This window comes from Streptomyces sp. WAC 04229 (assembly GCF_003947455.1).
Classification (GTDB): domain Bacteria; phylum Actinomycetota; class Actinomycetes; order Streptomycetales; family Streptomycetaceae; genus Streptomyces.
This window is the reverse complement of sequence record NZ_QHJH01000016.1, coordinates 32,559-57,922: the sequence shown is the minus strand read 5'-3', so window position 1 is coordinate 57,922 and position 25,364 is coordinate 32,559. Positions and strand designations below refer to the sequence as shown.

General features: G+C 71.8%; 21 protein-coding genes. 15 read left to right on the top strand and 6 right to left on the bottom strand.

Annotated features, from left to right (window positions below; translation table 11 throughout):
* Window positions 1–131 precede the first annotated feature (131 nt).
* The 9 genes from DMH12_RS07370 to DMH12_RS07335 all read left to right on the top strand — a co-directional run bounded on the left by DMH12_RS07370 (window position 132) and on the right by DMH12_RS07335 (window position 9,854).
* Entirely contained in the window at window positions 132–1,952 is a 1,821-nt protein-coding gene (locus tag DMH12_RS07370) for a long-chain fatty acid--CoA ligase (protein ID WP_125490747.1), read from the top strand.
* 35 nt (window positions 1,953–1,987) lie between these two features.
* Window positions 1,988–2,608: a TetR/AcrR family transcriptional regulator gene (locus DMH12_RS07365; RefSeq protein WP_260474134.1), complete on the top strand. Its 621-nt coding sequence runs from the start codon at window positions 1,988–1,990 to the stop codon at window positions 2,606–2,608.
* Window positions 2,609–2,640: 32 nt separating this feature from the next.
* Window positions 2,641–3,783 carry an acyl-CoA dehydrogenase family protein gene (locus DMH12_RS07360; RefSeq protein ID WP_125490746.1) on the top strand — a complete coding sequence of 381 codons (1,143 nt, stop codon included), beginning with the start codon at window positions 2,641–2,643 and terminating at the stop codon, window positions 3,781–3,783.
* An 8-nt stretch (window positions 3,784–3,791) separates the two neighbouring features.
* On the top strand, window positions 3,792–4,784 hold the full coding sequence (locus DMH12_RS07355; RefSeq protein WP_125490745.1) for a nitronate monooxygenase family protein: 993 nt from the start codon (window positions 3,792–3,794) through the stop codon (window positions 4,782–4,784).
* 12 nt (window positions 4,785–4,796) lie between these two features.
* A complete protein-coding gene (locus tag DMH12_RS07350) occupies window positions 4,797–5,945 on the top strand; it encodes an XdhC family protein (RefSeq protein WP_125490744.1) in 1,149 nt (382 codons plus the stop codon).
* 104 nt (window positions 5,946–6,049) lie between these two features.
* On the top strand, window positions 6,050–6,175 hold the full coding sequence (locus DMH12_RS39685) for a hypothetical protein (protein WP_260474133.1): 126 nt from the start codon (window positions 6,050–6,052) through the stop codon (window positions 6,173–6,175).
* A 471-nt stretch (window positions 6,176–6,646) separates the two neighbouring features.
* Window positions 6,647–7,120, top strand: a complete 474-nt coding sequence (locus tag DMH12_RS07345; RefSeq protein WP_260474132.1) for a lamin tail domain-containing protein — start codon at window positions 6,647–6,649, stop codon at window positions 7,118–7,120.
* A gap of 210 nt (window positions 7,121–7,330) precedes the next feature.
* On the top strand, window positions 7,331–8,044 hold the full coding sequence (locus tag DMH12_RS07340) for a S1 family peptidase (protein ID WP_260474131.1): 714 nt from the start codon (window positions 7,331–7,333) through the stop codon (window positions 8,042–8,044).
* Between the two features lie 157 nt (window positions 8,045–8,201).
* A complete protein-coding gene (locus DMH12_RS07335) occupies window positions 8,202–9,854 on the top strand; it encodes an ABC-F family ATP-binding cassette domain-containing protein (RefSeq protein ID WP_125490741.1) in 1,653 nt (550 codons plus the stop codon).
* A gap of 37 nt (window positions 9,855–9,891) precedes the next feature.
* On the opposite strand, the gene DMH12_RS07330 is transcribed toward DMH12_RS07335, so the two are convergent.
* The 5 genes from DMH12_RS07330 to DMH12_RS07310 all read right to left on the bottom strand — a co-directional run bounded on the left by DMH12_RS07330 (window position 9,892) and on the right by DMH12_RS07310 (window position 14,828).
* Window positions 9,892–10,371, bottom strand: coding sequence for a thioesterase family protein (locus DMH12_RS07330; protein WP_125490740.1), 480 nt, complete (start codon window positions 10,369–10,371; stop codon window positions 9,892–9,894).
* The gene (locus DMH12_RS07325; RefSeq protein ID WP_125490739.1) at window positions 10,368–11,342 is read right to left on the bottom strand and encodes a 3-hydroxyacyl-CoA dehydrogenase NAD-binding domain-containing protein; all 975 of its coding nucleotides are present in this window, start codon (window positions 11,340–11,342) and stop codon (window positions 10,368–10,370) included. The genes DMH12_RS07330 and DMH12_RS07325 overlap by 4 nt, the downstream gene beginning before the upstream one ends.
* Window positions 11,343–11,370: 28 nt before the next feature.
* The gene (locus DMH12_RS07320; protein WP_125490738.1) at window positions 11,371–12,264 is read right to left on the bottom strand and encodes a 3-keto-5-aminohexanoate cleavage protein; all 894 of its coding nucleotides are present in this window, start codon (window positions 12,262–12,264) and stop codon (window positions 11,371–11,373) included.
* A 41-nt stretch (window positions 12,265–12,305) separates the two neighbouring features.
* A complete protein-coding gene (locus DMH12_RS07315) occupies window positions 12,306–13,163 on the bottom strand; it encodes a TetR/AcrR family transcriptional regulator (protein WP_125490737.1) in 858 nt (285 codons plus the stop codon).
* A 96-nt stretch (window positions 13,164–13,259) separates the two neighbouring features.
* Entirely contained in the window at window positions 13,260–14,828 is a 1,569-nt protein-coding gene (locus DMH12_RS07310; RefSeq protein ID WP_125490736.1) for a PHB depolymerase family esterase, read from the bottom strand.
* A 321-nt stretch (window positions 14,829–15,149) separates the two neighbouring features.
* Here DMH12_RS07310 and DMH12_RS07305 point away from each other — a divergent pair, with 321 nt between their 5' ends.
* Genes DMH12_RS07305 through DMH12_RS07290 form a run of 4 tightly spaced genes read left to right on the top strand, consistent with a single transcriptional unit; the run spans window position 15,150 to window position 20,545 of the window.
* A complete protein-coding gene (locus tag DMH12_RS07305; RefSeq protein WP_125490735.1) occupies window positions 15,150–16,454 on the top strand; it encodes an ABC transporter substrate-binding protein in 1,305 nt (434 codons plus the stop codon).
* Window positions 16,455–16,464: 10 nt separating this feature from the next.
* A complete protein-coding gene (locus DMH12_RS07300) occupies window positions 16,465–17,352 on the top strand; it encodes a carbohydrate ABC transporter permease (protein WP_125490734.1) in 888 nt (295 codons plus the stop codon).
* Complete coding sequence (locus DMH12_RS07295) at window positions 17,349–18,167, top strand: carbohydrate ABC transporter permease (protein WP_125490733.1); 819 nt, start codon at window positions 17,349–17,351, stop codon at window positions 18,165–18,167. Before DMH12_RS07300 ends, DMH12_RS07295 begins: the two co-directional genes overlap by 4 nt.
* Entirely contained in the window at window positions 18,164–20,545 is a 2,382-nt protein-coding gene (locus tag DMH12_RS07290; RefSeq protein ID WP_125490732.1) for a glycoside hydrolase family 3 N-terminal domain-containing protein, read from the top strand. The genes DMH12_RS07295 and DMH12_RS07290 overlap by 4 nt, the downstream gene beginning before the upstream one ends.
* A 10-nt stretch (window positions 20,546–20,555) precedes the next feature.
* Here the strand turns inward: DMH12_RS07290 and DMH12_RS07285 are convergent, their stop codons facing one another.
* Window positions 20,556–22,172: a PucR family transcriptional regulator gene (locus DMH12_RS07285; protein ID WP_260474130.1), complete on the bottom strand. Its 1,617-nt coding sequence runs from the start codon at window positions 22,170–22,172 to the stop codon at window positions 20,556–20,558.
* A gap of 224 nt (window positions 22,173–22,396) precedes the next feature.
* Here DMH12_RS07285 and DMH12_RS07280 point away from each other — a divergent pair, with 224 nt between their 5' ends.
* Together DMH12_RS07280 and DMH12_RS07275 are read left to right on the top strand one after the other, a co-directional pair.
* Window positions 22,397–23,665, top strand: coding sequence for an aspartate aminotransferase family protein (locus DMH12_RS07280; protein WP_125490730.1), 1,269 nt, complete (start codon window positions 22,397–22,399; stop codon window positions 23,663–23,665).
* A 234-nt stretch (window positions 23,666–23,899) separates the two neighbouring features.
* On the top strand, window positions 23,900–25,339 hold the full coding sequence (locus tag DMH12_RS07275; RefSeq protein ID WP_125490729.1) for an NAD-dependent succinate-semialdehyde dehydrogenase: 1,440 nt from the start codon (window positions 23,900–23,902) through the stop codon (window positions 25,337–25,339).
* The last annotated feature ends 25 nt before the right edge of the window (window positions 25,340–25,364 follow it).

Below are 25,364 nucleotides of genomic sequence, written 5' to 3'. Positions count from 1 at the left end.
TGAGGGGATATCCGAGTTCGGCGGACATGTTGCGCGCTCGGCGTCCGTCTCTATTGACTCTGCGCCAAGAGCGGTTCACTGTGGGGTCCGCTCAGCAATCCGCTCACGTCTCGCGAGGGAGGGGACCCGTCATGGCCACAGCAGAGCAGTTGCACGAGTCCGTCGAAGGGCAAACGATCACCGCACTCCTGCGACGCAACGCCCAGCAGTACGCCGAGCGTCCGGCTCTGACCACCGGTATCGGCCCGGACGCCGGGACCCTGACCTGGTCGCAGCTGCGCGCCGAGGTGGCCGCGGTCACCCGGGGCCTGGTGGCCCTGGGACTGAAGCGGGGCGATCGCATGCTCATCGCCATGTCCAAGCGCGCGGAGCACTGGATCGCCGACCTGGCCGCGGTCCATGTCGGTGCCCTGCCCTGCAGCACGTACGACACGCTGAGTACCGAGCAGATCGGAGCCCTGGCCCGGCACAGCGCGGCTGCCGTCCTCGTCCTGGAGGGCGAGGAACAGATGCGGCGGTGGCGTCCGGTCCTGGACGAACTGCCGAACCTGCGCGCCGTCGTCATGCTCGACTGGGACGCCGCTCCGGCCGACGACCCGCGTTTCGTCAGCTACACGGCCGTACGCGGCGCGGTCCCTCCCGACGACGCCGGCTTCGAGGAACTCGCGGACGCCGTCACCACCGACCATCCGCTGACCCTTGCCTACACCTCGGGTACGACCGGCGAGCCCAAGGGCGTGGTGCTCTCCCACCGCAACGTGATCCACGAGTGCCTGATGCAGGAGCAGCTCGTCAAGGTGCCGGACCACCCGCGCTCGGTCGCGTACCTTCCCCTGGCCCACATCGCCGAGCGGGTCCTGGGCATCTACATGCCCATATGCAATGCGGGCCACGTCACGATCTGCCCGGAGCCCGATCAACTCCTGCCCACGCTCCTCACGGTGCGGCCGCACGGTTTCTTCGGCGTGCCCCGGGTGTGGGAGAAGCTCGCCGCCGGCCTGCAGGCGAAGCTCGCGGCACTGCCTGACGAACAGTCCGCGGCCATGGAGCAGGCCCGGAAGACCGCCCTGGAGGCGTACCGGCTCCGCTCCGACGGCAAGGACGTCCCGGCGGAGCTCGCCGAGGTGTGGGAGGAACTCGATACCCGGGTGATGCGGCCTGTCCGGGCCGCGATCGGCCTCGACGAATGCCACCGGGCCTTCAGCGGCGCGGCACCGATTCCGACCCGCGTACTGGAGTTCCTGGCGAGCGTGTCGCTGCCGGTGTACGAGGTGTGGGGACTGAGCGAGACCACCGGCGCGGCAACGGTCAGCACCCCCGGCGCCTTTGCACTCGGCTCGGTCGGGAGGCCCGGACCGGGCATCGAGGTCAAGGCAGCCGATGATGGTGAACTCCTCGTCAGGGGACCGGTCGTGTTCGCCGGCTACCTGAACAGCGATGGTGGCGTCGAGCCCGCGACCGATGCGGAGGGCTGGCTGCCCACCGGAGACGTGGGAACGGTCGATTCACGTGGCTTCGTCACCATCACCGACCGCAAGAAAGAGATCATCATCACCGACGGCGGGAAGAACATCGCCCCCACCAAGATCGAGTCCCTTCTGCGAGCGCACCCTCTGATCGCCCATGCCGTCGTGATCGGGGACCGGCGGCGCTACGTCACCGCCCTGCTGGTACTGGACGAGGAGACGGCCCCGCTGTGGGCCCAGGCGAACGGTGTCGCCGACGCGTCCGATCTGGACGCGCTGACCCGGCACCCGAAGGTCCACGCGGCGCTCGACCAGGCCGTGGCCGAGGCAAACGCGGTGCTGTCGCGCACGGAGCAGGTGAAGAAGCACCGTGTCATCGCAGGCCCCTGGACCGCGGAGACCGGCGAGCTGACACCCAAGCTGAGCCTTCGCCGCCGCGCCATAGACGACGCGCACGCCGCCACGATCGAGTCGATGTACACATAGGTCCGGCACACCGCGACCACGGAAGGAACCACCACATGGGCGTTCAGCGACAGGCCCCGCGCCGCAGGATGGAGCCGGACGCCCGGCGAGCCGAGATCCTCGGCGTCGCCCGCAGGCTGTTCGGGGCCAAGAGCTACAGCACGGTGTCCGTCGCGGACATCGCCTCCGAGGCAGGAGTGGCCCGTGCCCTGGTCAGCCACTACTTCGGCGGGAAGCGCCAGCTGTATCTGGAGGTGGTCCGGCAGATGATGGTCGTGCCGGCGTCCGTCTCGCAGCGGCTGCCGCCGACCACCGCGGAAGAGCGCGTTTCGATCTGCGTCGACCGGTGGCTCGAGGTCGTGGAACGCAACCGGGAGATGTGGCTGTCCGCGATCGGCCTGGAAGCGCTCGGCAACGACCCGGAGATCGACCAGATCATGCTCGAAGCCGACGAGATCGCGACCGACCGTGTCCTCGAGGCCGCCATGATGGCCGACGTGACCGAGGGCCGGGAGAAGCTCCGGGCGATGATCCGCGCCCACAGCAGCATGCTCAAAGCCGCCTCCCGCGAATGGCTGGTGCGCGGCACCCTCAGCCGCAGCGACCTGCACGTGATGCTCACACGCACCGTTCTCCACCTGGTCGACACGGTCTACCCCGCCCTGCGCGACAAGTGACTCCACCTTCAGCGTGCCAAGGAGACGACTCCATGCCCCGAGTCCTGTCAGATGAACGCCGCGACCTGGTCAAGGCGATCGCCGACTTCTGCCGCCGCGAGTGCGGAACAAAGGAACAGCGCGACAAGCTGACCGCGAACGGTCAGGAGCAGCACAACCAGAAGCTGTACGAGAAGATGGCGCACCTGGGCTGGCTCGGCATCGCGATCCCGGAGGAGTACGGAGGCGCGGGCCAGGGAATGACCGATCTCTGCCTGTTCCTTCAGGAGACCTCGTACGGGCTGGCCCCCATCAGCGGTTTCGGCACCACCGTCATCGCCGCCTCCGCCTACGACAAGTTCGGCACCGAGGAGCAGAAGCGCACCATACTCGAAGGCGTGGCCGCCGGCCGGGTCGAGGCCATCTCGATGTCGGAACCCGGTGCCGGCTCCGACGTGGGCGCCCTGACCTGCCGTGCGGAACGCACCACCGGCGGGTACCTGGTCAACGGCCAGAAGACCTGGTGCTCCAACGCTCACTTCGCCGACCACATCCTGCTGATCGCCCGCACGGGGCAAGGGGAGTCGAAACACCACGGAATCACTCAGTTCATGGTGCCGACCGACGCCGACGGCCTCCAGATCAGAGGCATCGACACCATGGGCGGCAAGGACGTCAACGACCTCTACTTCACCGACTGCTTCCTGCCCGACTCCGCGGTGGTCGGCGAGCCCGGACAGGGCTGGACGCAGCTCATGGCCGGGCTGAACCTGGAACGGATGATCCTCGCCGCCCTGATGCTGGGCGTCGCACGACGGGCCTTCGACGACACCCTCACCTATGTCCGCCAGCGCGAACAATTCGGCCGTCCCATTGGCTCCTTCCAAGCGCTCAAGCACCGGATCGCCGACATGGCCACTGAACTCGAATGCGCCCAGTTGCTCCTCGACGACGTCGCACGCGCGATCGACGCCGAACCCGGCCGGGTGTTCGCGCGCGAAGCGTCCATGGCGAAGCTCAAGTGCACCGAGCTCGCCAAACACGTGACCCTGGAAGGAATGCAGATGATGGGCGGCTACGGATACGCCACGGAGTACGGCATGGAAGCCCTGCTCCGTTCGACCGTCGTGTCCACGGTGTACGGCGGCACGAGCGAGATCCAGCGGGACATCATCGGCAAGACCTACGGACTGTAGGAGCCGCGATGCTGACCACGCGCTTCTGCGAGACGTTCGGCGTGGAACACCCGATCGTCCAAGGCGGCATGCAGTGGGTGGGCCGGGCCCCACTCGTCGCCGCGGTCGCCGAGGCGGGAGCACTCGGCTTCCTGACGGCGCTGACCCAACCGACACCGGAGGCACTCGTCGAGGAGATCGCGCGCTGCCGGGAGATGACCGACAAGCCGTTCGGCGTCAACTTGACCATCCTGCCGTCGATCAACCCGCCCCCCTACGACGAATACCGCCATGCGATCATCGAATCCGGCGTGAAGGTCGTCGAAACCGCCGGCTTCAACCCCGCGGAGCATCTTCCGGAGTTCCGCGCCCACGGTGTCAAGGTGCTGCACAAGTGCACCAGCGTCCGACACGCGGTGAAGGCCGAGAAGATCGGCGTCGACGGCGTGAGCATCGACGGCTTCGAATGCGCCGGCCACCCCGGGGAGGACGACGTCCCGGGCCTCGTCCTCATCCCCGCGACCACGCAACGGGTGTCCATTCCGGTGATAGCCTCCGGCGGATTCACGGACGGCCGCGGTCTGGTGGCCGCTCTCGCCCTGGGCGCCGAGGGCATCAACATGGGCACCCGCTTTCTGTGCACCGCGGAATCCCCCGTACACCGGCGTGTCAAGGAACAGATCGTCGCCAACAGCGAACTCGACACCGAGCTGATCTTCCGTCCCCTGCGCAACACCGCCCGGGTGGCCAGCAATTCGGTCAGCAGGAAGGTCGTCGACATACTCCGTGACGGGGGCCAGTTCCCGGACGTACGGGAGTTGGTTGCCGGGGCCAGGGGGCGCAAGGTGTTCGAGGAAGGGGACCTGGATGCCGGTATCTGGAGCGCCGGCATGGCCCAGGGCCTTATCGGCGACATCCCGACTGTCCGGGACGTCGTGCGGCGGATCGTGGCGGAGGCCGAGGCGCTCATCTCCGGACGGCTGGCCGCTACTCGCTGCGCGCAATCGACCCGAACCGACTAGGCGACCGGGAAGATGCTGGACATCGGCGACGAGCTGAACCGGTGGGTCGAGCAGGGACGCGACTTCGCGGTGGCCACCGTGGTGGCCGTCGGCGGCAGCGCCCCCCGCCAGCCCGGCGCCGCCCTCGCGGTGGACGCCGACGGCACGGCGATCGGCTCGGTCTCCGGTGGCTGCGTGGAAGGGGCCGTGTACGAGCTGTGCCGGCAGTCGCTGGGGGACGGCGAGACCGTCCTGGAGCGCTTCGGCTACAGCGACGAGGACGCCTTCGCCGTGGGTCTGACCTGCGGCGGGGTCATCGACATCCTCGTGACTGCGGTACGGGCGGCGGATCCCGCCCGGCCGGTGCTGGCCGCCGCGCTCGCCGCCTCCGCACGGGGGGAGGCGGCGGCGGTGGCGCGGGTGGTGAGCGGCCCGGCGGAGCTGATGGGCCGCGCGCTCCTCGTCCGCCCGGACGGCTCCCGCGCCGGCGGTTTCGGCGCCCACCCCGAACTGGACCGGACGGTGGCGGCCGAGGCGGGTGCCTTCCTGGACGCCGGCCGCACGGGCAAGCTGGAGATCGGTGAGCAGGGCTCGCGCTGCGGGGCGCCGCTCACGCTGCTGATCGAGTCCTCGGTGCCCGCCCCCCGCATGATCGTCTTCGGTGCGATCGACTTCGCCTCCGCGCTGGTCCGCGCCGGAAAGTTCCTCGGCTACCACGTGACGGTGTGCGATGCCCGCCCCGTCTTCGCGACCCGGCTCCGCTTCCCGGACGCCGACGAGATCGTCGTCGAGTGGCCCCATGAGTACCTGCGGCGCACGGAGGTCGACGCGCGCACGGTCGTGTGCGTGCTGACCCACGACGCCAAGTTCGACATCCCGCTGATCAAGCTGGCGCTGCGGCTGCCGGTGGCGTACATCGGCGCGATGGGCTCGCGCCGTACCCACCTGGACCGCAACGCGCGCCTGCGCGAGGTCGGCGTGAGCGACCTGGAGCTGGCCCGCCTCAGGTCGCCCATCGGCCTCGACCTCGGCGCCCGCACCCCCGAGGAGACGGCCCTGTCCATCGCGGCAGAGATCGTCGCCACCCGCCGCGGCGGCACCGGCGCCTCCCTGACCGGCGCCCACACCCCGATCCAGCAGCGTCCGCAGCCATGGGGACGACCCAGGGCGGCCGGGCGCTGAGGCGTCGTTCGCCTGCGCTGGGCGGGGTCGGGTGGCGTTGCTGGACTGCGGTGAGCGTGTCCCCTCCCGAGTCCGGGGCGCACATCGCGCGCGACAGAGCGAGCATGCGCGGGACCGCGGCGGCCGACATGGATCGAGGCCTCTGGTGCTCGGTGACGGCACCGAACGTCGAAGGGCGCGGTGTGGTGGTGGGCGCCCTCGGCGTCGTAGCCGGTGATCCGGTGGAGTGAAGGCAGAACCGCAGGTCCTGGCCCTGGTCGCTTGAGGTTGTCCGGGGCTGGTGGAGCGGCTGCGGGCGACGGCATCGGCACGGCTTCCTGGGCGTGCGCCTGGGCGCGGTGCCGCTTCTTCACACCTCGGACTCAGGAGAGCGGCCCGCGCTGTTACTCACTTTCGGGTGAACGCTCTCGAGGTGTCGGGGTGGCGTGCCGTGGCGGTCGCGGCCCTCGGCCCAACGGACACAAGGGGACACGTGCTCCAGCGGCGTCAACACAGTGCATTCGGCACATAAATGCTCAATACAGCCGAGGGTCACCAGGATGTCGGCGGTTGGTAACACCGTTCACGTCTTCTCCACGAACCGGTCGACCGGCCCGCAATCTGTGAGGGCACGGCCGACCGGCCGCGCAACGCACCACGCACCACCACCCCGGGACCTGGATCCCGGGGCCGGCGGTGCCCGCACAAAGCAGGGGGAACCTGTGTCGAAGTCCATCACCGCCCGCCGCCTGACCGCCGGCGCCCTCGCCGTCGGAGCCCTGACCGCCGCACTCGTGGTGCCGGCGACAGCCGCCGACCACGAGCGTCAGCGGCCCCGCATCGAGATCACGGACGTCCAGTACGACGCCCCGGGCCGTGACAACCGCTCCAACCGTTCGCTGAACAAGGAATGGGTGGAGATCACCAACAACACCCGCCGCGCGGTCAACCTGAGCGGCTGGACCCTCAGGGGTGAGGACGGCCACCGCTACACCTTCCGCCACTACCGCCTCGACGGCCGCGCCACCGTCCGCGTCCACACCGGCGAGGGCCGCGACACCCGCACCGACGTGTTCCAGGACCGCAACCGCCACGTGTGGGGCAACCGCTCCGACACGGCGACCCTCCGCAACGACCACGGCCGCTTCATCGATGACAAGTCCTGGGGTCACCACCGCCACGGCGGTCGCCGCTGACGCCCGGACCCACCGCTGACCGTCTCAGCCGGTAAGGAGCCCGCCACCCCCGAAAGGGTGGCGGGCTTCCGCTCGTTCTCGCTGCCCCGCCACCCGTCGGCGCTCGGGTCGCCGGCCGCGCGGATCCACCCGCCCGGGTTGGCGGCTTTGGGTCTGACCGCCCGGCTCCGCGAGCCCCACAATGGTCAGTACATGACATTGGAGGCCGCTGTGGCTCGCACGCGTTCCGACCGCCCCTCGCACGTCGCCGTTACCGCCGCCGCTCTACTGGCCCTGCTCCTCGGTTGGACCGCCGTCCTCGGGCCGGTGGCGGACGCCGCGTCGCGGGAGAGGCCGGCCGCCCTCGCGGTGCGCGGCGGCGACGTCCTCTACAGCGCGGGCGCCCGCTGCACCGTTGGGTTCAACGCCCGTTCCGGATCCGCCGAGTACGCGCTGTTGTCGGGCCGGTGTGCCCAGACGGCCGGCACCTCCTGGTACGCCGACGCCGCCCTCACGGTCCCGGTCGGGGTCACCGCGGGGGTCAGCTACCCCGGCAACGACTACGCGACCGTCCGGTACACCGGCGCGACGGTCGCCCGTCCGGGCGAGGTCTCCCTGGGCGCCGGGGCGGGCACCCGCGACATCACCGCCGCGGCCCACCCCGTCGTCGGCCAGTCGGTCTGCCATGTCGGACGCACTACCGGACACCGTTGCGGGATCGTCCAGGCGGTCAACGTCACGGTCAATCACGGCGGAGGGAGCGTGAGCGGTCTCTTCCGGTCCAACCTCTGCTCCGAACCCGGAGACGTGGGCGGCCCGGCCTTCTCCGGCACCACCGCGCTGGGCATCATCGTCGGCAGCAGCGGCAACTGCAGCTCTGGAGGCGTCACCTACTACCAGCCGGTGGTCGAGTGGCTGTCGGTGTACGGGCTGAGCATCTACTGACCGACGCCACCTCCGACGCGCACCCACGTGTTGCGGCGAGACGTTCCGTCTCGTACAGTGGGGGCATGGCTTTCCTCTTCTTCGTCTGAGTCCGGGCACGGCCCCTGCCGCCGTTTCTGCTGCCCGTAGACCCCCTCGAATCACCAGGGAAAGATCCATGCGCGACCGCGCCCGTACCGTGCTGCCGACCGCCGTCCCCGCCGTGGCGCAGCTGTCCGTCAAGTCCGTCACCAAGTCCTATGGCACCCGGACCGTCCTCGACCAGGTCTCCTTCACCGTCCGGCCGGGTGAGAAGGCCGCCGTCGTCGGTGAGAACGGCTCCGGCAAGTCCACCCTGCTCCGCCTGCTCGCCGCGGCCGAGACGCCCGACGCGGGTGAGGTCACCGTCCGTTTCCCCGGCGGGACGGGCCATCTCGCCCAGACCCTCGACCTCGACGCCGACCGCACCGTGCAGGACGCCGTCGACCTCGCTCTGGCCGAACTGCGCGACATGGAGCGAAGGCTCGGTACCGCGGAGGAGCACCTCGCCGACGCGACGGACGAGCAGCTGGCCGCGTACGGCGAGCTGCTGACCGCTTACGAGGAACGCGGCGGATACGAGGCGGACGCCCGCGTGGACGTCGCCCTGCACGGGCTCGGGCTGACGGGGCTCACCCGGGAGCGCCCGCTCGGATCACTGTCCGGCGGCGAGCAGTCGCGCCTCGCCCTCGCCTGCGTCCTGGCCGCCGCTCCCGAACTGCTGCTCCTGGACGAACCGACGAACCACCTCGACGCGACGGCCGTGCGCTGGCTGGAGGAACACCTGCGCGCACACCGCGGCACCGTCGTCGCGGTCACCCACGACCGCGGCTTCCTGGAGCGCATCGCCACCACGATCCTCGAGGTCGACCGGGACGAGCGCACCGTGCGCCGGTTCGGTGACGGCTGGGACGGGTACCGCGCCGCGAAAGCCGCCGCCCGGCGCGGAGCGGAGCAGCGGTACGCGGAGTGGGTCGAGGAGGTGGCCCACGCACAGGAGTTGCTGGAGGCCGCGGGCAGACGGCTGGCCATCACCGGCCGCGACCCGAAGCAGGGCTTCGGCAAGCACCGCCGCTCCAGCGAGGCGAAACTCGGCGGCCAGGTGCGCTCGGTGCGGGAGCGCCTGGACCGGCTGCGGCGCAATCCGGTGGCGAAGCCGCCCGTACCGCTCCGGTTCACGACGGCGCTGCCGTCGGCGCTCGGCGGCCCGGTCCAGGGCGCCCTCGCCGAGCTCGACAACGTACGGGTCGGGGAACGGCTGCGCCTGGACGGCCTCCTGACGATCGAGCCCGGAGGACGCCTCCTCGTCACGGGCGAGAACGGCGCGGGCAAGACGACGCTGCTCCGCGTCCTGGCGGGCGATCTGCGGCAGGACGCGGGTACGGCGCGCCGGCCCGTCCGCATCGGATACCTCGCCCAGGAACTGCCCGCGCGGGCCACGCGGCTGCCGCTGCTCGCCGCGTTCGCCGCCGGGCGGCCCGGGCCGCCGGAGGAGTACGCGGAACAGCTCCTGTCCCTGGGGCTGTTCCGCGAACAGGACCTGCTCGTGCCGGTCGCCGCCCTGTCGGTGGGGCAGCAGCGGCGCCTGCAGATCGCGACCCTGGTGACCCGGCCCGCGGACCTTCTCGTCCTCGACGAGCCGACCAACCACATCGCACTCGACCTGGCCGAGGACCTGCAGGCGGCGCTCGCGGCGTACCCGGGGGGAGTGGTCGCGGTCTCGCACGACCGCGGCTTCCGGGCGCGCTTCGAAGCCGAGCACCTGGAACTGCGCGCCGGCCGCAGGCGCTGACCGGGCGTCGCGCACCGGCGCGGGCCGGGCCGCACGGTCAGGTCACGGCGCGGATCGAGCGGCCCGCCCAGGACGGGGCCGCTTCGGTCAGCTCCGAGAAGCGGTGCCGGACCGTGTCCGGGAACTCGGTGGCCCGGCCGGCCCGCTGGTCGACGTGGACGGCGAGCAGTTCGGTCGTCGCCACCGGGCCCGCGTCGGGCAGCGGCTCCGATCCCGGTTCGCAGACCACGTACATCTCGTGCACGAAGCGCGCCTTGCGTTCCGCCGCTCCCAGCACGCGGGTGCGGACGGCCAGGTGGGTGGCCTCGGGCACCTCCCGGAGATAGCGGACGTGGGACTCGACCGTGTAGAGGGAACAGCCCGTGGACTCGCGGTAGCCGGAGCCCAGGCCCGTCTCGATCATCAGCGCGTCCGTGGCGTGCCCGAAGACGAGGACGTAGAACGCCTCGCTCATGTGGCCGTTGTAGTCGACCCACTCCGGGCGGACCGTGCTGTGGAACAACGGGAGCTTCGTCACCGGGGGTTCTCCTCGCGGTCCAGGCGGCCGGTGGCGCGCAGCACTTCGACCACACCCCGGTCGCGTTCGGCCACCAGGTCCGCGATGGAGCGGCCGTCCGCCGCCTCGTCGCAGCCCGCCACCACGGCGTCGTACAACTCCTTGTCCAGCTCCGGCGCTTCGAGGCGCGTCCACGGCGACTTCAGGGACGGGCCGAAGTGGTCCAGCATGTGCGCCATGCCGCCCTCGCCGCCCGCGAGCGCGAACGTCAGCATCGGTCCCATCACCGCCCAGCGCAGCCCGGGGCCCTCGGTGATCGACAGGTCGATGTCCCGGACCGTCGCCTCGCCGCTCGCGACCATGTGCAGCGCCTCGCGCCACAGGGCCTCCTGGAGGCGGTTCGCGATGAAGCCCGGTATCTCGTTGTCCATCGTGATGACGGACTTCCCCGCGACCTCGTAGAAGCGGGAGGCCCAGGCGACGGCCGTCGCGTGGGTGTGCTCGCCGCCGACGACCTCGACCAGCGGGATGAGATAGGGCGGGTTGAAGGGGTGCCCGACGACCAGCCGCGACGGGTCCGCGGCCGTCGTCTGCATGTCGGTCATCGGATAGCCGGAGGTGGAGGAGGCGATGACGACGCCGGGCGGTGTCGCCGCGTCCAGGCGGGCCAGCAGATCGCGCTTGAGGTCGAGCTTCTCGGGCGCGCTCTCCTGGACGAACTCGGCCTCGGCCACGGCCTGTTCGAGGGTGTCGGTCACGGTGAGGCGGTCGGTCGACGCGCCCTCGGCGAGGCCGAGCGAGGTGAGCGTCGGCCACGCCGCGTCGACCAGGCGGCGCAGCCTCCGACCGGCGTCGGGCGCCGGGTCCCAGGCGGTCACGTCGTAGCCGCGGGCCAGGAAGTGGGCGACCCAGCCGCCGCCGATGACTCCGGCGCCGACGCAGGCGACCCGGCGGACGTGCTCCGGCGAGGTGAACTGCGGTGATGAGGTCATGAGAGGGATCCTCCGTCGTGGCGGCGGGCTACTTGCGCGGCTCGAGGCCGAGAGTGGCGCGGGCCTCGTCCGGTGTCGCGACGCGTGCGCCGATCGACTCGGTGACGGTCACGGCACGCTCGACGAGCTGGGCGTTGGTCGCCTTGTTGCCCTTGCCGAGGTAGAGGTTGTCCTCCAGGCCCACGCGGACGTGGCCGCCGAGCAGAATGGACTGCGCGACCCACGGCATCTGCATCCGGCCGAGCGCGAAGCTCGCCCATCGCGCGCCGTCCGGCAGCATGTTGACCATCGACTGGAGCACTCCGGGGTCCGCGGGCGCGCCCCACGGGATGCCCATGCACAGCTGGAACACGGTCGGGTCGTCGAGCAGCCCCTCCGCGAGCAACTGCTTGGCGAACCAGAGCTGACCCGTGTCGAAGATCTCCAGTTCGGGCCGCACGCCCAGCTCCTGGATGCGTCGCGCGCCCGCGCGCAGCATGTCGGGCGTCGAGACGTAGAGGTTCGATCCGTCGCCGAAGTTGAGCGAGCCGCAGTCCAGGGTGCAGATGTCGGGAAGCAGGTCCTCGACGTGCGGGAGGCGCTCCAGACCGCTGACGAGGTCGGTGCCGGGGAGGTGGGTGAGCGGGTCGTCCGGGTCGATGACCAGGTCGCCGCCCATGCCGGCGGTGAGGTTGATGACGACGTCGGTGCCGGTCTCCTTGACGCGTTCGACGACCTCCCGGTACAGCTTCGGGTCGCGGGACGGAGCGCCGGTCTCCGGGTCGCGTACGTGGATGTGGACGACGGCCGCTCCGGCGGCGGCCGCCTCCACGGCGTTCCTGGCTATCTGCTCCGGGGTGACGGGGACGTGGGGGCTCTTGCGAACGGTGTCGCCGGCGCCGGTGAGCGCGCAGGTGATGATGACGTTCTCGGTCATGGGCATGCGGGAACCTCCCGAAATACTGGCGTCCGTGGCCGCTGGAGCTACTCGGCCAGGATCGTGTGCGTGACGTGTGTGGTCAGTGCCGCGTGCATCGCGTCCGCGGCGCTGTCGGACGACGGTCCGCTCACCGAGAGGACGTGCGTCGCCAGGCCGTCGATCAGCGCGGTCAGCGTCAGTGCCGCGGCCCGCGGATCGACGTCGGCGCGGAACACGCCCTGCCCGACACCTCGGCGTACGACGTCGGCGACGGTCTCCCGCCACTGCCGGTAGTACTCGGAGTGCAGTCGGCCCACTCCCGTGGAGCGCGCGGCCTCGGCCCACAGGTCGAGCCAGACCGCCCACTGGCGGCGCTGCTGCGCGGTCCGCGGCGTCTGCAGCGCGATGAGCTGGCGCAGCTCCGCCGCCGCGTCGTCCGCCTCGGCGAGACGGGCGGCACGGCGCGCGGTGTCCTCGTCCATGCACCAGCGCACGGCCGCTTCGAGGAGTTCGGCGCGGCCCGGGAAGTGGTAGTGGATCGCGGCGCTGCTGGTGGCGCAGGCGCGGGCGATGTCCGCGACCCGCACCGCGTGGAATCCGTGCTCGGCGATCAGCCGGACCGTCTCGCGGACGATCTGCAGCGGCCGGCCGCCCCGGACGTCGGCGACCGGCGCGGTCTCCTTCGGGAGGGGCCGGGTGCCGAGCAGCCAGCCCGCGTCGACCCGGCCCTCGTCGGCGATCCGTGCCAGCTCCGCGGCCGTGAAGCGGCGGGTGCCGTTCAGCGAACGCGAGAGCTTGGACGGATCCATGACGACACGGCGCGCGAACTCGCGCTGACTGACGCCCGCGTCCGCGATGACCTCGCGGACGCGGGCGGAGGTGTCGGCGGCAGGCGCGCCTTCGGTGACGTCGTCGGTTTCCACGGGCCACGACCTTAGGGGCGTGTTGCGGAAAACTCAACAATGGAACCGAATCGCGCCTTGCTGACGTGGTGGTTGAGGTTCTGATTAACGGGTCAGTCAGTGGAAGGTGACGGTGAGCTGCGCCGCGGAACCGGGCGCGACGAAGACGTACCCGGTGGAGCCGGGGGCCTGCGTGAACCCGAGCCTCAGCTGGGTGGTGCCGGTCGGGTCGAGGGCTCTCAGTCCGGGGCCGGAGAACTCCGTGGAGGACGCCGTGCCCGAGGTGAACCGGGGGACCGTGGCGACCCCGGTCGCGGTCGGGGACGCGGACCAGTCCGCGGGTTCGATCGCGCACGCGCCGAGGCAGCCGGTCTGCGCGTCCACCGCCAGGGAGTTGGCGGCGGGGTTGCCCCACGGATCGCCGCTGCCGCTCGCGTGCGTGACGGACAGCCGGGCACGGTCGACGACCGCGTCGTCGGGGAGCGAGGAGGTGTCGAAGGAGAGCACCGCCCGGTTGTGCTTGCCGTCCGCGCCCCGGCCCACGCCCAGCCCGTAGAGGGACTCCAGCGTGCCGACCGCCGGACCGGCTCCGTCCGCGCCCGCCTTGACGTAGCCGTCGCGGCTGGTGTCGTTCGCCAGGGTCACCGTCCGCGTACCGGGGTCCGGGCCGGGATCGGTTCCCGCGTCGAGACCCCAGAACCGCGTGATGTGGTGCGCGGCGCAGATGTTCACGTCGAGGACGTAGGCGGCGGCCCGTCCGCACTGGCCGCTTCCGCTGCCCGGGTCGACGGGCTGGCCGTGGCCCATGCCGGTGATCTCGAACGACTCGACGACCGGGCGGCCCGCGGCGTCCTCGTGGACCAGGTGCGGGTAGCCGCCGACGGTGTCCGAGGTCTCCGGGGTGGTGTCGGTGCCGTGGACGTCGGTCCACTGCTCGACGAGTTCGCGCCGGTTCACGGGCGCCACCGTGGTGTCGGTGGTGCCGTGCCAGACGGACAGGGTCGGCCACGGGCCGCCGTGGGACGAGGCGCCGCGCACCAGATCGCCCCACTGCGCGGGCGTCCGGTCCGAGCCGGGGCTCATGCAGCCGAAGGCCTGGGTCAGACTCGTGGCGCACCGCGACGGGATCCCGGCGACGACCGCGCCGCCGTCGAACCGGTCGGGGTACGCGGCCATCATCGCGGACGTCATGGCCCCGCCGGCCGACAGCCCGGTGACGAACGAACGGTCCGCCGCCACCGCGTTGTCGGCGCGCATCCGGTCCATCATCTGGACGATGGAGAGAGCCTCTCCGGAGCCGCGCGACGTGTCGCCGTTCTCGAACCAGTTGAAGCACGAGTTGGCGTTGTTCGAGCTGCGCTGCTGGGGGAGCAGCAGCGCGAACCGCAGGCGGTCGGCCAGCTCCGTCCAGCCCGTCTCGTCGTCGTAGGCGGCCGCGTTCTGCGTGCATCCGTGCATCGCGACGACGAGTGGACGGCCTGCCGGCAGGCCGTCCGGGACGTACCGGAACATCTGCAGGTTGCCGGGGTTGGAACCGAACCCGGTCACCTCCTGGAGGCCGGCCGCGCGGGCGGTTCCCGCGGGCACGGACAGGAACGCCGCCGCGGCGATCAGCACGGTCAGCAGGGCCGCCCAGGCGCGGACGCCGCCGCGCTCCGGCCTGGCTGGGGGATGGGTGTGGGGCATCGCAACACTCCTACGGCACGTGGGGGTCTGTGACGTGGGTCTCAACTGCTGGCTGGACAGTAGGACCGGGCTGCCGCCGCGACGACCGGTGCGCGCCACATACGGCGCGCCCGCTCCCTGTGTCAGGTGCACATGCCGTGCTCGCCCTCACCGTGCTCCGTCAGCTCCCGGGCACCGGCCACGGCCTTCGAAACTGTCGGAAGCGATCGATAACGAATTGAGTCCGCGCCTGCACGGCCATTGACCAAGATTCCCGTCTGACTTTACTGTCCGACACCATGAGCTTTCGGTGACGGCACCGAAACTTTCGAAAGGCAGACGATGAAGAAACGTGCGCGCTTGCCCGGACTCGTCGCCACCGCCGCGACGCTCGCCCTGGCGCTGAGCCTTTCGGCCTGCGGCAACGGGAACGGCGGGGCGTCGTCCGACGACGGCAAGATCCATGTCCTGGTCTACGGGGACGCGAGCAACAAGGTCGAGCAGCAGATCGTCGACACCTTCAACAAGACGTCCGACGTCAAGGTGGTCCTCGACACCATCCCCGGTGCCGACTACCAGAAGAAGCTCCAGACGATCATCAGCACGCCGCAGGCCCCGGACGTGTTCTTCAACTGGGGCGGCGGCAGCATCAAGCCGTTCGTCGAGGCCGACCTGCTGCTGCCGCTCGACGGCCTCATCGAGAAGGACCCGGACCTCGAGAAGAAGTTCCTGCCGTCCGTCTTCGAGAGCGCCGTCGTCGACGGCAAGCCGTACGGCATCCCGATGCGCGGCACCCAGCCGGTCCTGCTCTTCCACAACAAGAAGGTCCTCGACGACGCGGGCGTCGCGCCGCCCAAGACCTGGGACGAGCTGCTCGACGCGGTCGAGAAGCTCAAGGACGAGGGGGTCACGCCGATCGCGCTCGGCGGCGGCGACGTCTGGCCGACCCAGATGTGGTTCCAGTACCTCTACGACCGCACAGCCGGACCGGAGTTGTTCGCGAAGGCCGTCGGGGGCGACAAGAGCGCCTGGGAGAGCGCGGACAGCCGGAAGGCCCTGGGCATGATCAAGGAGCTGGTCGACACCGGCGCCTTCGGCAAGAACTACGACTCGGTCAAGTACACCAACGGCGGCTCGGTCCAGCTCGTGGCCTCGGGCAAGGCCGGCTTCGAGCTGATGGGTTCCTGGTACTACTCCCAGCAGCTCACGGACCACGAGGAGTTCGCCCGGAAGGACCTCGGGTACAGCGCCTTCCCGACCGTCGAGGGCGGCAAGGGCGACCCGGCCGCGGTCGCGGGCAACACCAACAACTACTACTCGGTGATGAAGAAGACCAAGCACCCCGAGGCCGTCGCCGAGTTCCTGAAGCTCATGTACTCCGACGAGTTCGTGAAGGCGCAGCTGGACATCGGCAACCTGCCGACCACGACCAACACCGACAAGTTCATCGACGGCTCGGGCACCCCCGAGTACTCGCGCTTCCAGTACGACCTCGTCGCCGACGCCCCGTCGTTCCAGCTGTCCTGGGACCAGGCGTACCCGCAGAAGGCGAGCTCCGACATGCACAAGGCCATCCAGCAGTTCTTCAACGGACAGCTCGACACGGACGGCTTCATCAAGGCCATGCAGGCCCTCCCGACCGACTGACGAACGGCCCATGACCACACAGACCACGAGCGCCCGGCCCGGCTTCGTCTGGGCGCTGCCCGCCGCAGTGTTCTTCGCCCTCTTCGCGATCGTGCCGCTGATCATGGTGGCGGTGCTGTCCTTCATGAGCTGGGACGGCATCAGCCCGCCCGAGTTCGTCGGCACGGACAACTGGTCGCGCCTCGCCGACGACCCGGTCATGCTCGACAGCATCTGGCTGACCCTGCTGCTGACCGCGCTCGGCGTGGCCCTCCAGACCCCGCTGAGCATCCTGCTCGGCGTCTGGGCCGCCGGGCACCAGCGCAACCGCGCCGTCCTGTCGGTCATCTACTTCATCCCGCTGCTGCTGTCCGCCACGGCCGTGTCCGTGCTGTGGCGGGCGCTGCTCGACCCGAACTTCGGCATCCCGGCCGACGCCACCTGGCTGTTCGGCGACGGCAACCTGTTCGGTGAACAGGCCACCGCCATCGGGGTCCTCGCGTTCGTCAGCACATGGCAGTTCACCCCGTTCCACACACTGATCTACCAGGGCGCCGCCCGCGCCGTGCCGCAGGTGCTGTACCAGGCGGCGGAGGTCGACGGGGCCGGCCGCTACCGGCAGTTCTTCCACATCACGCTGCCGCAGCTGCGCACCGCCATGATCACCTCGATGATCCTGATGACCGTCGGCGGCCTGACCACGTTCGAGACGGTCCTCATCCTGACCCAGGGCGGCCCCGGCACCGACACCACCATCAGTGCCTACTACATGTACGACAAGGCGTTCAAGAGCTTCGACTACGGCACCGGCTCCGCGATCGCCCTGGCCCTGGTCGTCGCGGCCACGGTCGTCTCGCTGATCGTCGTCCGGGTCTCCGGCTACGACAAGATGCGCAGTTCCATGGAGGGTGTGTCATGAGGCGCCGACCGAACTACCTGGCCGGCGCCGGCTCGTTCGTCTGGCTTCTCCTGGTCGGCCTGCCGCTGTACGTGCTGCTCGCCGCGACCCTGCGCACCCGGCAGGACTACGCCGACAACGGCCCGGTGTCGATACCGGACAGCTTCACCCTGGACAACTACACCGGCGCCTTCGACTCCGGCTTCGGCCGGTACTTCCTCAACACCCTCGTCGTCACGGCCTGCGTGGTCGGCCTCGTCCTGCTGCTGGTCCCGCCCCTGGCCTACGCCATCGTGCGCAGCCGCGGCCGGGCCACCTCGGCGGTCTTCCGGCTCTTCCTGCTCGGCCTCGCCATCCCCGCCCAGGCGGTGATCGTGCCGATGTTCTACCTGATCAGCGAGGCCGGGCTGTACGACAACCTGCTCGGCGTCATCCTGCCCACGACCGCGTTCTGCCTCCCGATGTCGGCGCTGATCCTCAGTGGCGCCATGCGGGACATCTCCCCGGAGCTGTTCGAGGCCATGACGATGGACGGCGCCACTCCGCGGCGCATGTTCTTCCAGCTCGTGGTGCCGCTGTCCCGCGGCGGACTCTCCACGATCGTCGTGTTCTCCGCCCTCCAGGCGTGGAACGGCTTCCTGTTCCCGCTCGTCCTGACCCAGTCCGACGCCACCAAGGTCGTCACCCTGGGCCTCTACAACTTCCAGACCGAACACGGCATCGACATCCCCGGCCTGCTGGGAGCCGTCGTGCTGTCCATGGTGCCCGTCCTGCTCGTCTACCTGTTCGCCCGTCGCGCCCTGGTCCAGGGCCTGATGGGCGTCGGAGGAAAGTGACCCACAACGTGGCGGTTGAGACCCACCCCGAAATCCCCCTCTGGAACGACCCCGCCCTCTCCGTCACCACCAGGGTGTCCGCGCTCATCGAGGCGATGACCCCCGAGGAGAAGATCGCCCAGCTGTACGGCGTCTGGGTCGGCGCGTCCGACGAGGGCGGAGACGTAGCCCCCCATCAGCACGACATGGAGGAGGCGGTCGACCTCGACGCGCTCCTGCCCACCGGCCTCGGCCAGTTGACCCGGCCCTTCGGCACCGCCCCCGTCGACCCGGCGCTCGGCGCGTTGTCGCTGCTGCGCACCCAGGCCCGCATCGCCTCGGCGAACCGCTTCGGCATCCCCGCCGTCGCGCACGAGGAGTGCCTGGCGGGCTTCGCCGCCTGGGGCGCGACCGCCTACCCCGTCCCGCTGTCCTGGGGTGCCACCTTCGACCCGGACCTGGTGCACCGCATGGCGTCCGCCATCGGCCGCGACATGCGGTCCGTCGGCATCCACCAGGGCCTCGCACCCGTCCTGGACGTGGTGCGCGACGCCCGCTGGGGCCGGGTCGAGGAGACCATCGGCGAGGACCCGTACCTCGTCGGCACCATCGGCTCGGCCTATGTGCGCGGCCTGGAGGGCGCCGGTGTCGTCGCCACCCTCAAACACTTCGCCGGCTACTCGGCCTCCCGCGCCGGACGCAATCTCGCGCCCTCCCCGATGGGCCCGCGCGAGCGCGCCGACGTGCTGCTGCCGCCCTTCGAGATGGCGGTGCGCGAGGGCGGCGCCCGGTCGGTGATGCACGCCTACACCGACACCGACGGCGTCCCCGCGGCCGCCGACGAGGACCTGCTCACCGGACTGCTGCGCGACACCTGGGGCTTCGACGGCACCGTCGTCGCCGACTACTTCGGCATCGCCTTCCTCAAGACCCTGCACGGCATCGCCGCCGACTGGGCGGAGGCCGCGGGTGCCGCGCTGCGGGCGGGCGTCGACGTCGAGCTGCCCACCGTCAAGACGTTCGGCGCGCCCCTGGTGGAAGCGGTCGCCGCCGGCCGGGTCCCCGAGACGGTGATCGACCGCGCCCTGCGCCGGGTGCTCACCCAGAAGGCGCTGCTCGGGCTCCTCGACCCGGACTGGAACCCGGTGCCCGCCGCCCTGGTCGGCGCGGACCTGGACGACCCGGAGGCCCTGCGCGGCCGGATCGACCTGGACGGGCCCCGCAATCGCGAACTGGCCCGCACCGTCGCCGAGGAAGCGGTCGTGCTGCTGAGCAACGACGGCACGCTGCCCCTCGACCGGCCCCGCCGCATCGCCCTGGTCGGACCCAACGCCGACGAGCCCACCGCCGTACTCGGCTGCTACTCCTTCCCCCAGCACATCGGCGTCCACCACCCCGCCACCCCGGTCGGCATCGGCCTGCCCACCCTGCGCGCCACCCTGGCCGCGGAGTTCCCCGACACCGAGTTCACGCTCGCCCACGGCACGGGCGTCGACGACGGCGACGTCTCCGGCATCCCCGAGGCCGTCCGCGCGGCCGGGGACGCGGACGTCGTCGTCGCCGTCCTGGGCGACCGCGCCGGACTCTTCGGGCGCGGCACCAGCGGTGAGGGCTGCGACGTCGAGTCGCTCGCCCTGCCCGGCGCCCAGCAACGGCTCCTCGACGCCCTGCTGGACACCGGCAGGCCGGTCGTCACGGTGTTGCTCGCCGGCCGGCCCTACGCGCTGGGCCGGGCCGTGACGGAGGCCGCCGCGATCGTGCAGTCCTTCTTCCCCGGAGAGGAGGGGACCGCCGCGCTGGCGGGCGTGCTCAGCGGACGTACCGGTCCCTCCGGCCGGCTGCCGGTCAGCGTGCCCCGCGGAGCCGGTGCGCAGCCGACCACCTACCTGGGGGCGCGGCTCGCCCACGCGAGTGAGGTGTCCAGCATCGACCCGACGCCCGCCTTCGGCTTCGGGCACGGCCTCACGTACACCACGTTCGCCTGGAGCGACCTCGCGGTGGACGCGGAACAGGCGCCCACCGACGGCGAGTTCTCGCTGGCGCTGACCGTCCGCAACACCGGTGGACGGCACGGCACCGAGGTCGTCCAGCTCTACCTGCACGACCCGGTGGCCTCCGTCGTCCAGCCGGTGCAGCGCCTCGTCGGCTACACCCGGGTGCCGCTGGCGCCCGGCGAGGCCCGAAGGGTGCGCGTCGTCGTCCCGGCCGACCTCGCCTCCTTCACGGGGCGCGACGGCCACCGGATCGTCGAACCCGGCGCGCTGGAGCTGCGGTTCGCCGCGTCCAGCACCGCGCCGCCCCTGACGGCGACGGTCACCGTCACCGGTCCGCCACGGCGGGTCGACCACACACGGCGGCTGCACGCGGTCTTCGGGCAGGAGCCGTCGGCGGGCGGCTGAGGCGCCCGGGTCAGCCGTCCCGCAGCACGTCGAGCGCCTGGAGCGCGACGTGGAGTTCGGTGCGCTGCTCGCCGGACTCCAGGTCGCGCCCGAGCAACCGCTCGATCGTCCGCAGCCGTTGGTAGACGGTCTCCCGGGACAGCCCGGCCGACCGGGCGGCGACGGTCTTGTTGCCCGCGGCGTCCAGATAGCCGCGCAGGGTCGTGACGAGGTCGGTGCCGTGCCGGGCGTCGTGGTCGAGCAGCCGGCCCAACTGCCGTTCCGCGTAGTCCTGGACGCGGGTGTCGTCGCGCAGCGCGAACAGCAGCCGGCCCAGGCCGATGTCCGCCCGTTCGTGGAAGGAGCGGTCCGGCGGCGGCGGCCGGCCCGGCTCGGTCGCCTCGGCCACCCGGGCCGCCTCGCCGAAGGAACGCGCGACGCCGTCGAGATCCGGGGCGGGGGAACCGACGCTCACGACCGCGTCCGGCGCGGCGTCCAGCACGCCCCGGCTCAGCCGCTCCACGGCCTCCCGCCAGGGCGGCGACGGGCGCAGCGCCAGCATGACGCCCAGGCGGGTGGGGGAGAGCAGGCCGACGAGCGCCCGCGACCCCGACGTGCTCAGCTCCTCGGACAGCCGGGACTCGGCCGTCGTGGCCTCCGCCTCTCCCGGGAGGTCCGCGAGTACGGCGACGAAGCGGGCGTCCGCCGCGGGCAGCCCGAGGGCCGCGACCCGGGCGCGCGCGTCCGCCGGGGAGTGGTGGCGCCGCTCGGCCAGGTCCCGCAGGGCGGTGCGGTGGGCGGTGCGCTCCCAGGGCGTGGAGTGGGTGAGACGGGCGATGGTGAGGGCCATCGCGGTCCGCTCCAGCACGGTGACGTCCTCGGGCCCGAAGGCCCGGTCCCCGCCCGGCAGCATGACGACCCGCCCCCAGCCCTCGCCCCGGTACTCCACCGGGGCCACGAGCCATCCCTCGGGACCGGCCAGGCCGGTGCGGTCGGTCGCCGGTGTGGTCCGCGAGCGCCGCTCCCATCCGGTGAGCGCGGCCTGCGCCGTACTGCCCGAGGGCTCGCAGACCAGGGCCCGGTGGACCAGGTTCTCCAGCACGACCGTGCGTCCGCTCATCTCCGCCGCCGCACGCACCACGTCCTGCGGACCGGCACCGCGCAGGGTGAGCGCGGTGAACGCCTCGTGGACCCGCTGCGTCCTGCGCATCGCGTCCGCCTGGCCGCCGAGGATCAGCGCGTGGACGACCTGCGTGACCTCCAGGAAGTTGACGTCCCGCGCGAGCGTGACGAGGGGCAGCCCGCGCGCCCGGCAGGCCTGGACCAGGGCGTCGGGCGGCCGGTGGTAGCGGCGTACCAGCTCGATGACCAGGGCGGCGGCACCGACGTCGGCGAGTTCGTCGACGTAGCGGCGTACCCCCGCCGGGTCCTCGGGCAGGGGCATGCCCGTGGTGAGGACCAGTTCGCCGCCCTTGAGGAACGACGCCGGGTCCGTCAGCTCGGTGACGTGGACCCACCGGACCGGGCGGTCCACGCGGTCGGCGCCGGTGACCACCCGCGGCCCGCCCCCGGCCAGCACCGGCAGGGCCAGCACGTCCGCCACGGTGGGCGGACGGCCCTCCGGGCCCGGGTGCCGGTTCTCGCTCACGGTGCCTCCCTGTGCCCCCTGGTCACTCTGACAAGCCTCCTTGACCTGCGCAAGGGTGCTCCGAGGGTCGCGCGGGCGCGGTCCGGCGGCGCGCGCGGCGCCGGACGGTTGACACATCGTCCGGATACCGGGCCCGCGCCGGACAGATCACGCGTTGGCGGGCCCGCCTCGGCGGGAAGGCTCGGGGCACCGCAGGAGACCGACGATCACGCCGGGAGACGAGCATGACCGCACTGTCGCCGCACCTTCGCCAGGCCACGCCCGTGGTGGCCGTCCGGGGCGAGGGCGTCCACATCCATGGCGAGGACGGCCGCCGCTATCTGGACTTCACCGCCGGCATCGGCGTCACCAGCACCGGTCACTGCCACCCCAGGGTGGTGGCCGCCGCCCAGGAGCAGGTGGGCACCCTCGTCCACGGCCAGTACACGACCGTCATGCACCAGCCGCTGCGGCGCCTCGTCGACAAGCTCGGCGAGGTCCTGCCGACCGGTCTGGACAGCCTGTTCTTCACCAACTCCGGCAGCGAGGCGGTGGAGGCGGCGCTGCGCCTGGCCCGCCAGGCCACCGGCCGCCCCAACGTGCTGGTCTGCCACGGCGGTTTCCACGGCCGCACCGTCGCCGCCGCGTCGATGACCACCTCGGGCACCCGCTTCCGGTCCGGCTTCTCGCCGCTGATGAGCGGCGTGGTCGTCACCCCCTTCCCGACCGCCTTCCGCTACGGCTGGGACGAGGAGACCGCCACCCGTTTCGCCCTCCAGGAGCTGGACTACACCCTCCAGACGATCACCTCGCCCGCCGACACCGCCGCCGTCATCGTCGAGCCGGTCCTGGGCGAGGGCGGCTACGTCCCCGCGACCCGGGCCTTCATGGAGGGTCTGCGCGAGCGCGCCGACCGCCACGGCTTCCTGCTGATCCTGGACGAGGTGCAGACCGGCGTGGGCCGCACCGGCCGGTTCTGGGGCCACGAGCACTTCGGCGTCACCCCCGACATCCTGATCACCGCCAAGGGCCTGGCCAGCGGCTTCCCCCTGTCCGCGATCGCGGCCCCCGAGGAACTGATGGCCAGGGCCTGGGCGGGCTCGCAGGGCGGCACGTACGGCGCCAACGCGGTGGCCTGCGCGGCGGCCTGCGCCACCCTCGACGTCGTCCGCGACGAGAAGCTGGTGGAGAACACGGAGGCGATGGGCGCGCGCCTGCGCCGCGGACTGGAGGAGGTGGCCGCGCGGACGCCCGCCGTCGGGGACGTGCGGGGCATGGGGCTGATGCTGGCCAGCGAGTTCGTCACCGCGAACGGGGACCCGGACCCCGGGACCGCCGCCCGGGTCCAGCGGGCCGCGGTCGACGAGGGCCTGCTGTTGCTGCTCTGCGGAGCCTGGAACCAGGTGGTCCGGATGATCCCCGCGCTGGTGATCGACGAGACGGCGGTCGACGAGGGCCTGCGGGCCTGGTCCGCGGCCGTCGAGGCCGGCACGTCGGGGCCGGCGGACCGGTGAGCCGACGGCCGCCGTCGTCGTGAGGCGGGCAGGCGCTCCGGAGCCCGCGCCGGCCGGGTCCGGCCGCCGAGGCCGGCGCGTCGGACGCGGCGGACCGGGTCCGCCCGACGAGGCCGGGGCACCGGGAGCGGCCGACCGGTGACCCGACGGCGGCCGCCCTCGCGAGGAGGGCGGGCGGACCGAGCACACGCAGACCGAGCCCGGCCTCCGGGCCGGGCGACCAGGAGGGACCCCATGACCGACACACCGACCCAGTTGTTCATCGGCGGCGCGTGGACGGACGCGGCGGACGGCGCCGTCCTGCCGGTGGACGACCCCGCGACCGGCGAGACCGTCCGCCACGTCGCCGACGCCGGACCCAAGGACGCCCGGCTCGCCGAGGACGCCGCCGTCCGGGCGCAGGAGGCGTGGGCCCGCACGGCGCCGCGGGCGCGCAGCGAGATCCTGCGCCGCGCCCACGAGATCGTCCTGGAGCGCACGGAGGAACTCGCCCGGCTGATGACCTCCGAGATGGGCAAGCCGCTGGCCGAGGCCCGGGGCGAGGTCGCCTACGCCGCCGAGTTCTTCCGCTGGTTCTCCGAGGAGGCCGTACGGATCGACGGCGGCCACGGCCTCCTCCCCGACGGGCGCAACCGCATGCTGCTCTCCCGGCGCCCGGTCGGGCCGTGCCTGCTGATCACCCCGTGGAACTTCCCGCTCGCCATGGGCGCCCGCAAGATCGCCCCGGCGATCGCGGCCGGCTGCACGATGGTGCACAAGCCGGCCCCGCAGACCCCGCTCTCCAGTCTGGCCCTGGCCGCCGTCCTCAAGGAGGCCGGACTGCCGGACGGCGTGCTGAACGTCGTCCCCACCTCCAGGGCGGGAGAGGTCTGCGAACCGCTGCTGCGCGGCGGCCGGATCCGCAAGCTGTCCTTCACCGGCTCGACCGCCGTCGGGCGGCTGCTCCTCGCGCAGTGCGCGGACACGGTCGTCAGGACCTCGATGGAGCTGGGCGGCAACGCGCCGTTCATCGTCTTCGACGACGCGGACCTGGACGCCGCCGTGGACGGCGCGATGATCGCCAAGATGCGCAACATGGGCGAGGCGTGCACGGCCGCGAACCGCTTCTTCGTGCACCGCCCGGTGGCCGAGGAGTTCTCGCGGCGGCTGGCCCGGCGGATGGAGGCGCTGGTGGTGGGCCCCGGCACCCGGGACGGCGTCGACGTGGGCCCCCTCATCGACGCCGCCGGACGTGCCAAGGTCGAGGAGCTGGTCGCCGACGCGGTGGAGCGCGGCGCCCGGGTGCTGGTCGGCGGCCGGACACCCGAGGGCCCCGGCTGCTTCTACCCGCCCACCGTGCTCACCGACGTCTCCCCGGACAGCGCGCTCATGGACACGGAGATCTTCGGCCCCGTCGCGGCGATCCTCACCTTCGACGACGAGGACGAGGTGGTACGCCGCGCCAACGACACCCCCTGGGGCCTCGTCGGCTACCTGTACACCGAGGGCCTGGACCGCGGCCTGCGGGTCAGCGAACGCCTGGAGACCGGCATGGTCGGCCTCAACACCGGCCTCGTCTCCAACCCGGCCGCCCCCTTCGGCGGCGTCAAGCAGTCGGGCCTCGGCCGGGAGGGCGGCAGGGTCGGGATCGACGAGTTCCTGGAGTACCAGTACGTGGCGCTGCCGACCCGGTGAGGAGGAGATCGAGCGACAGGCTTTG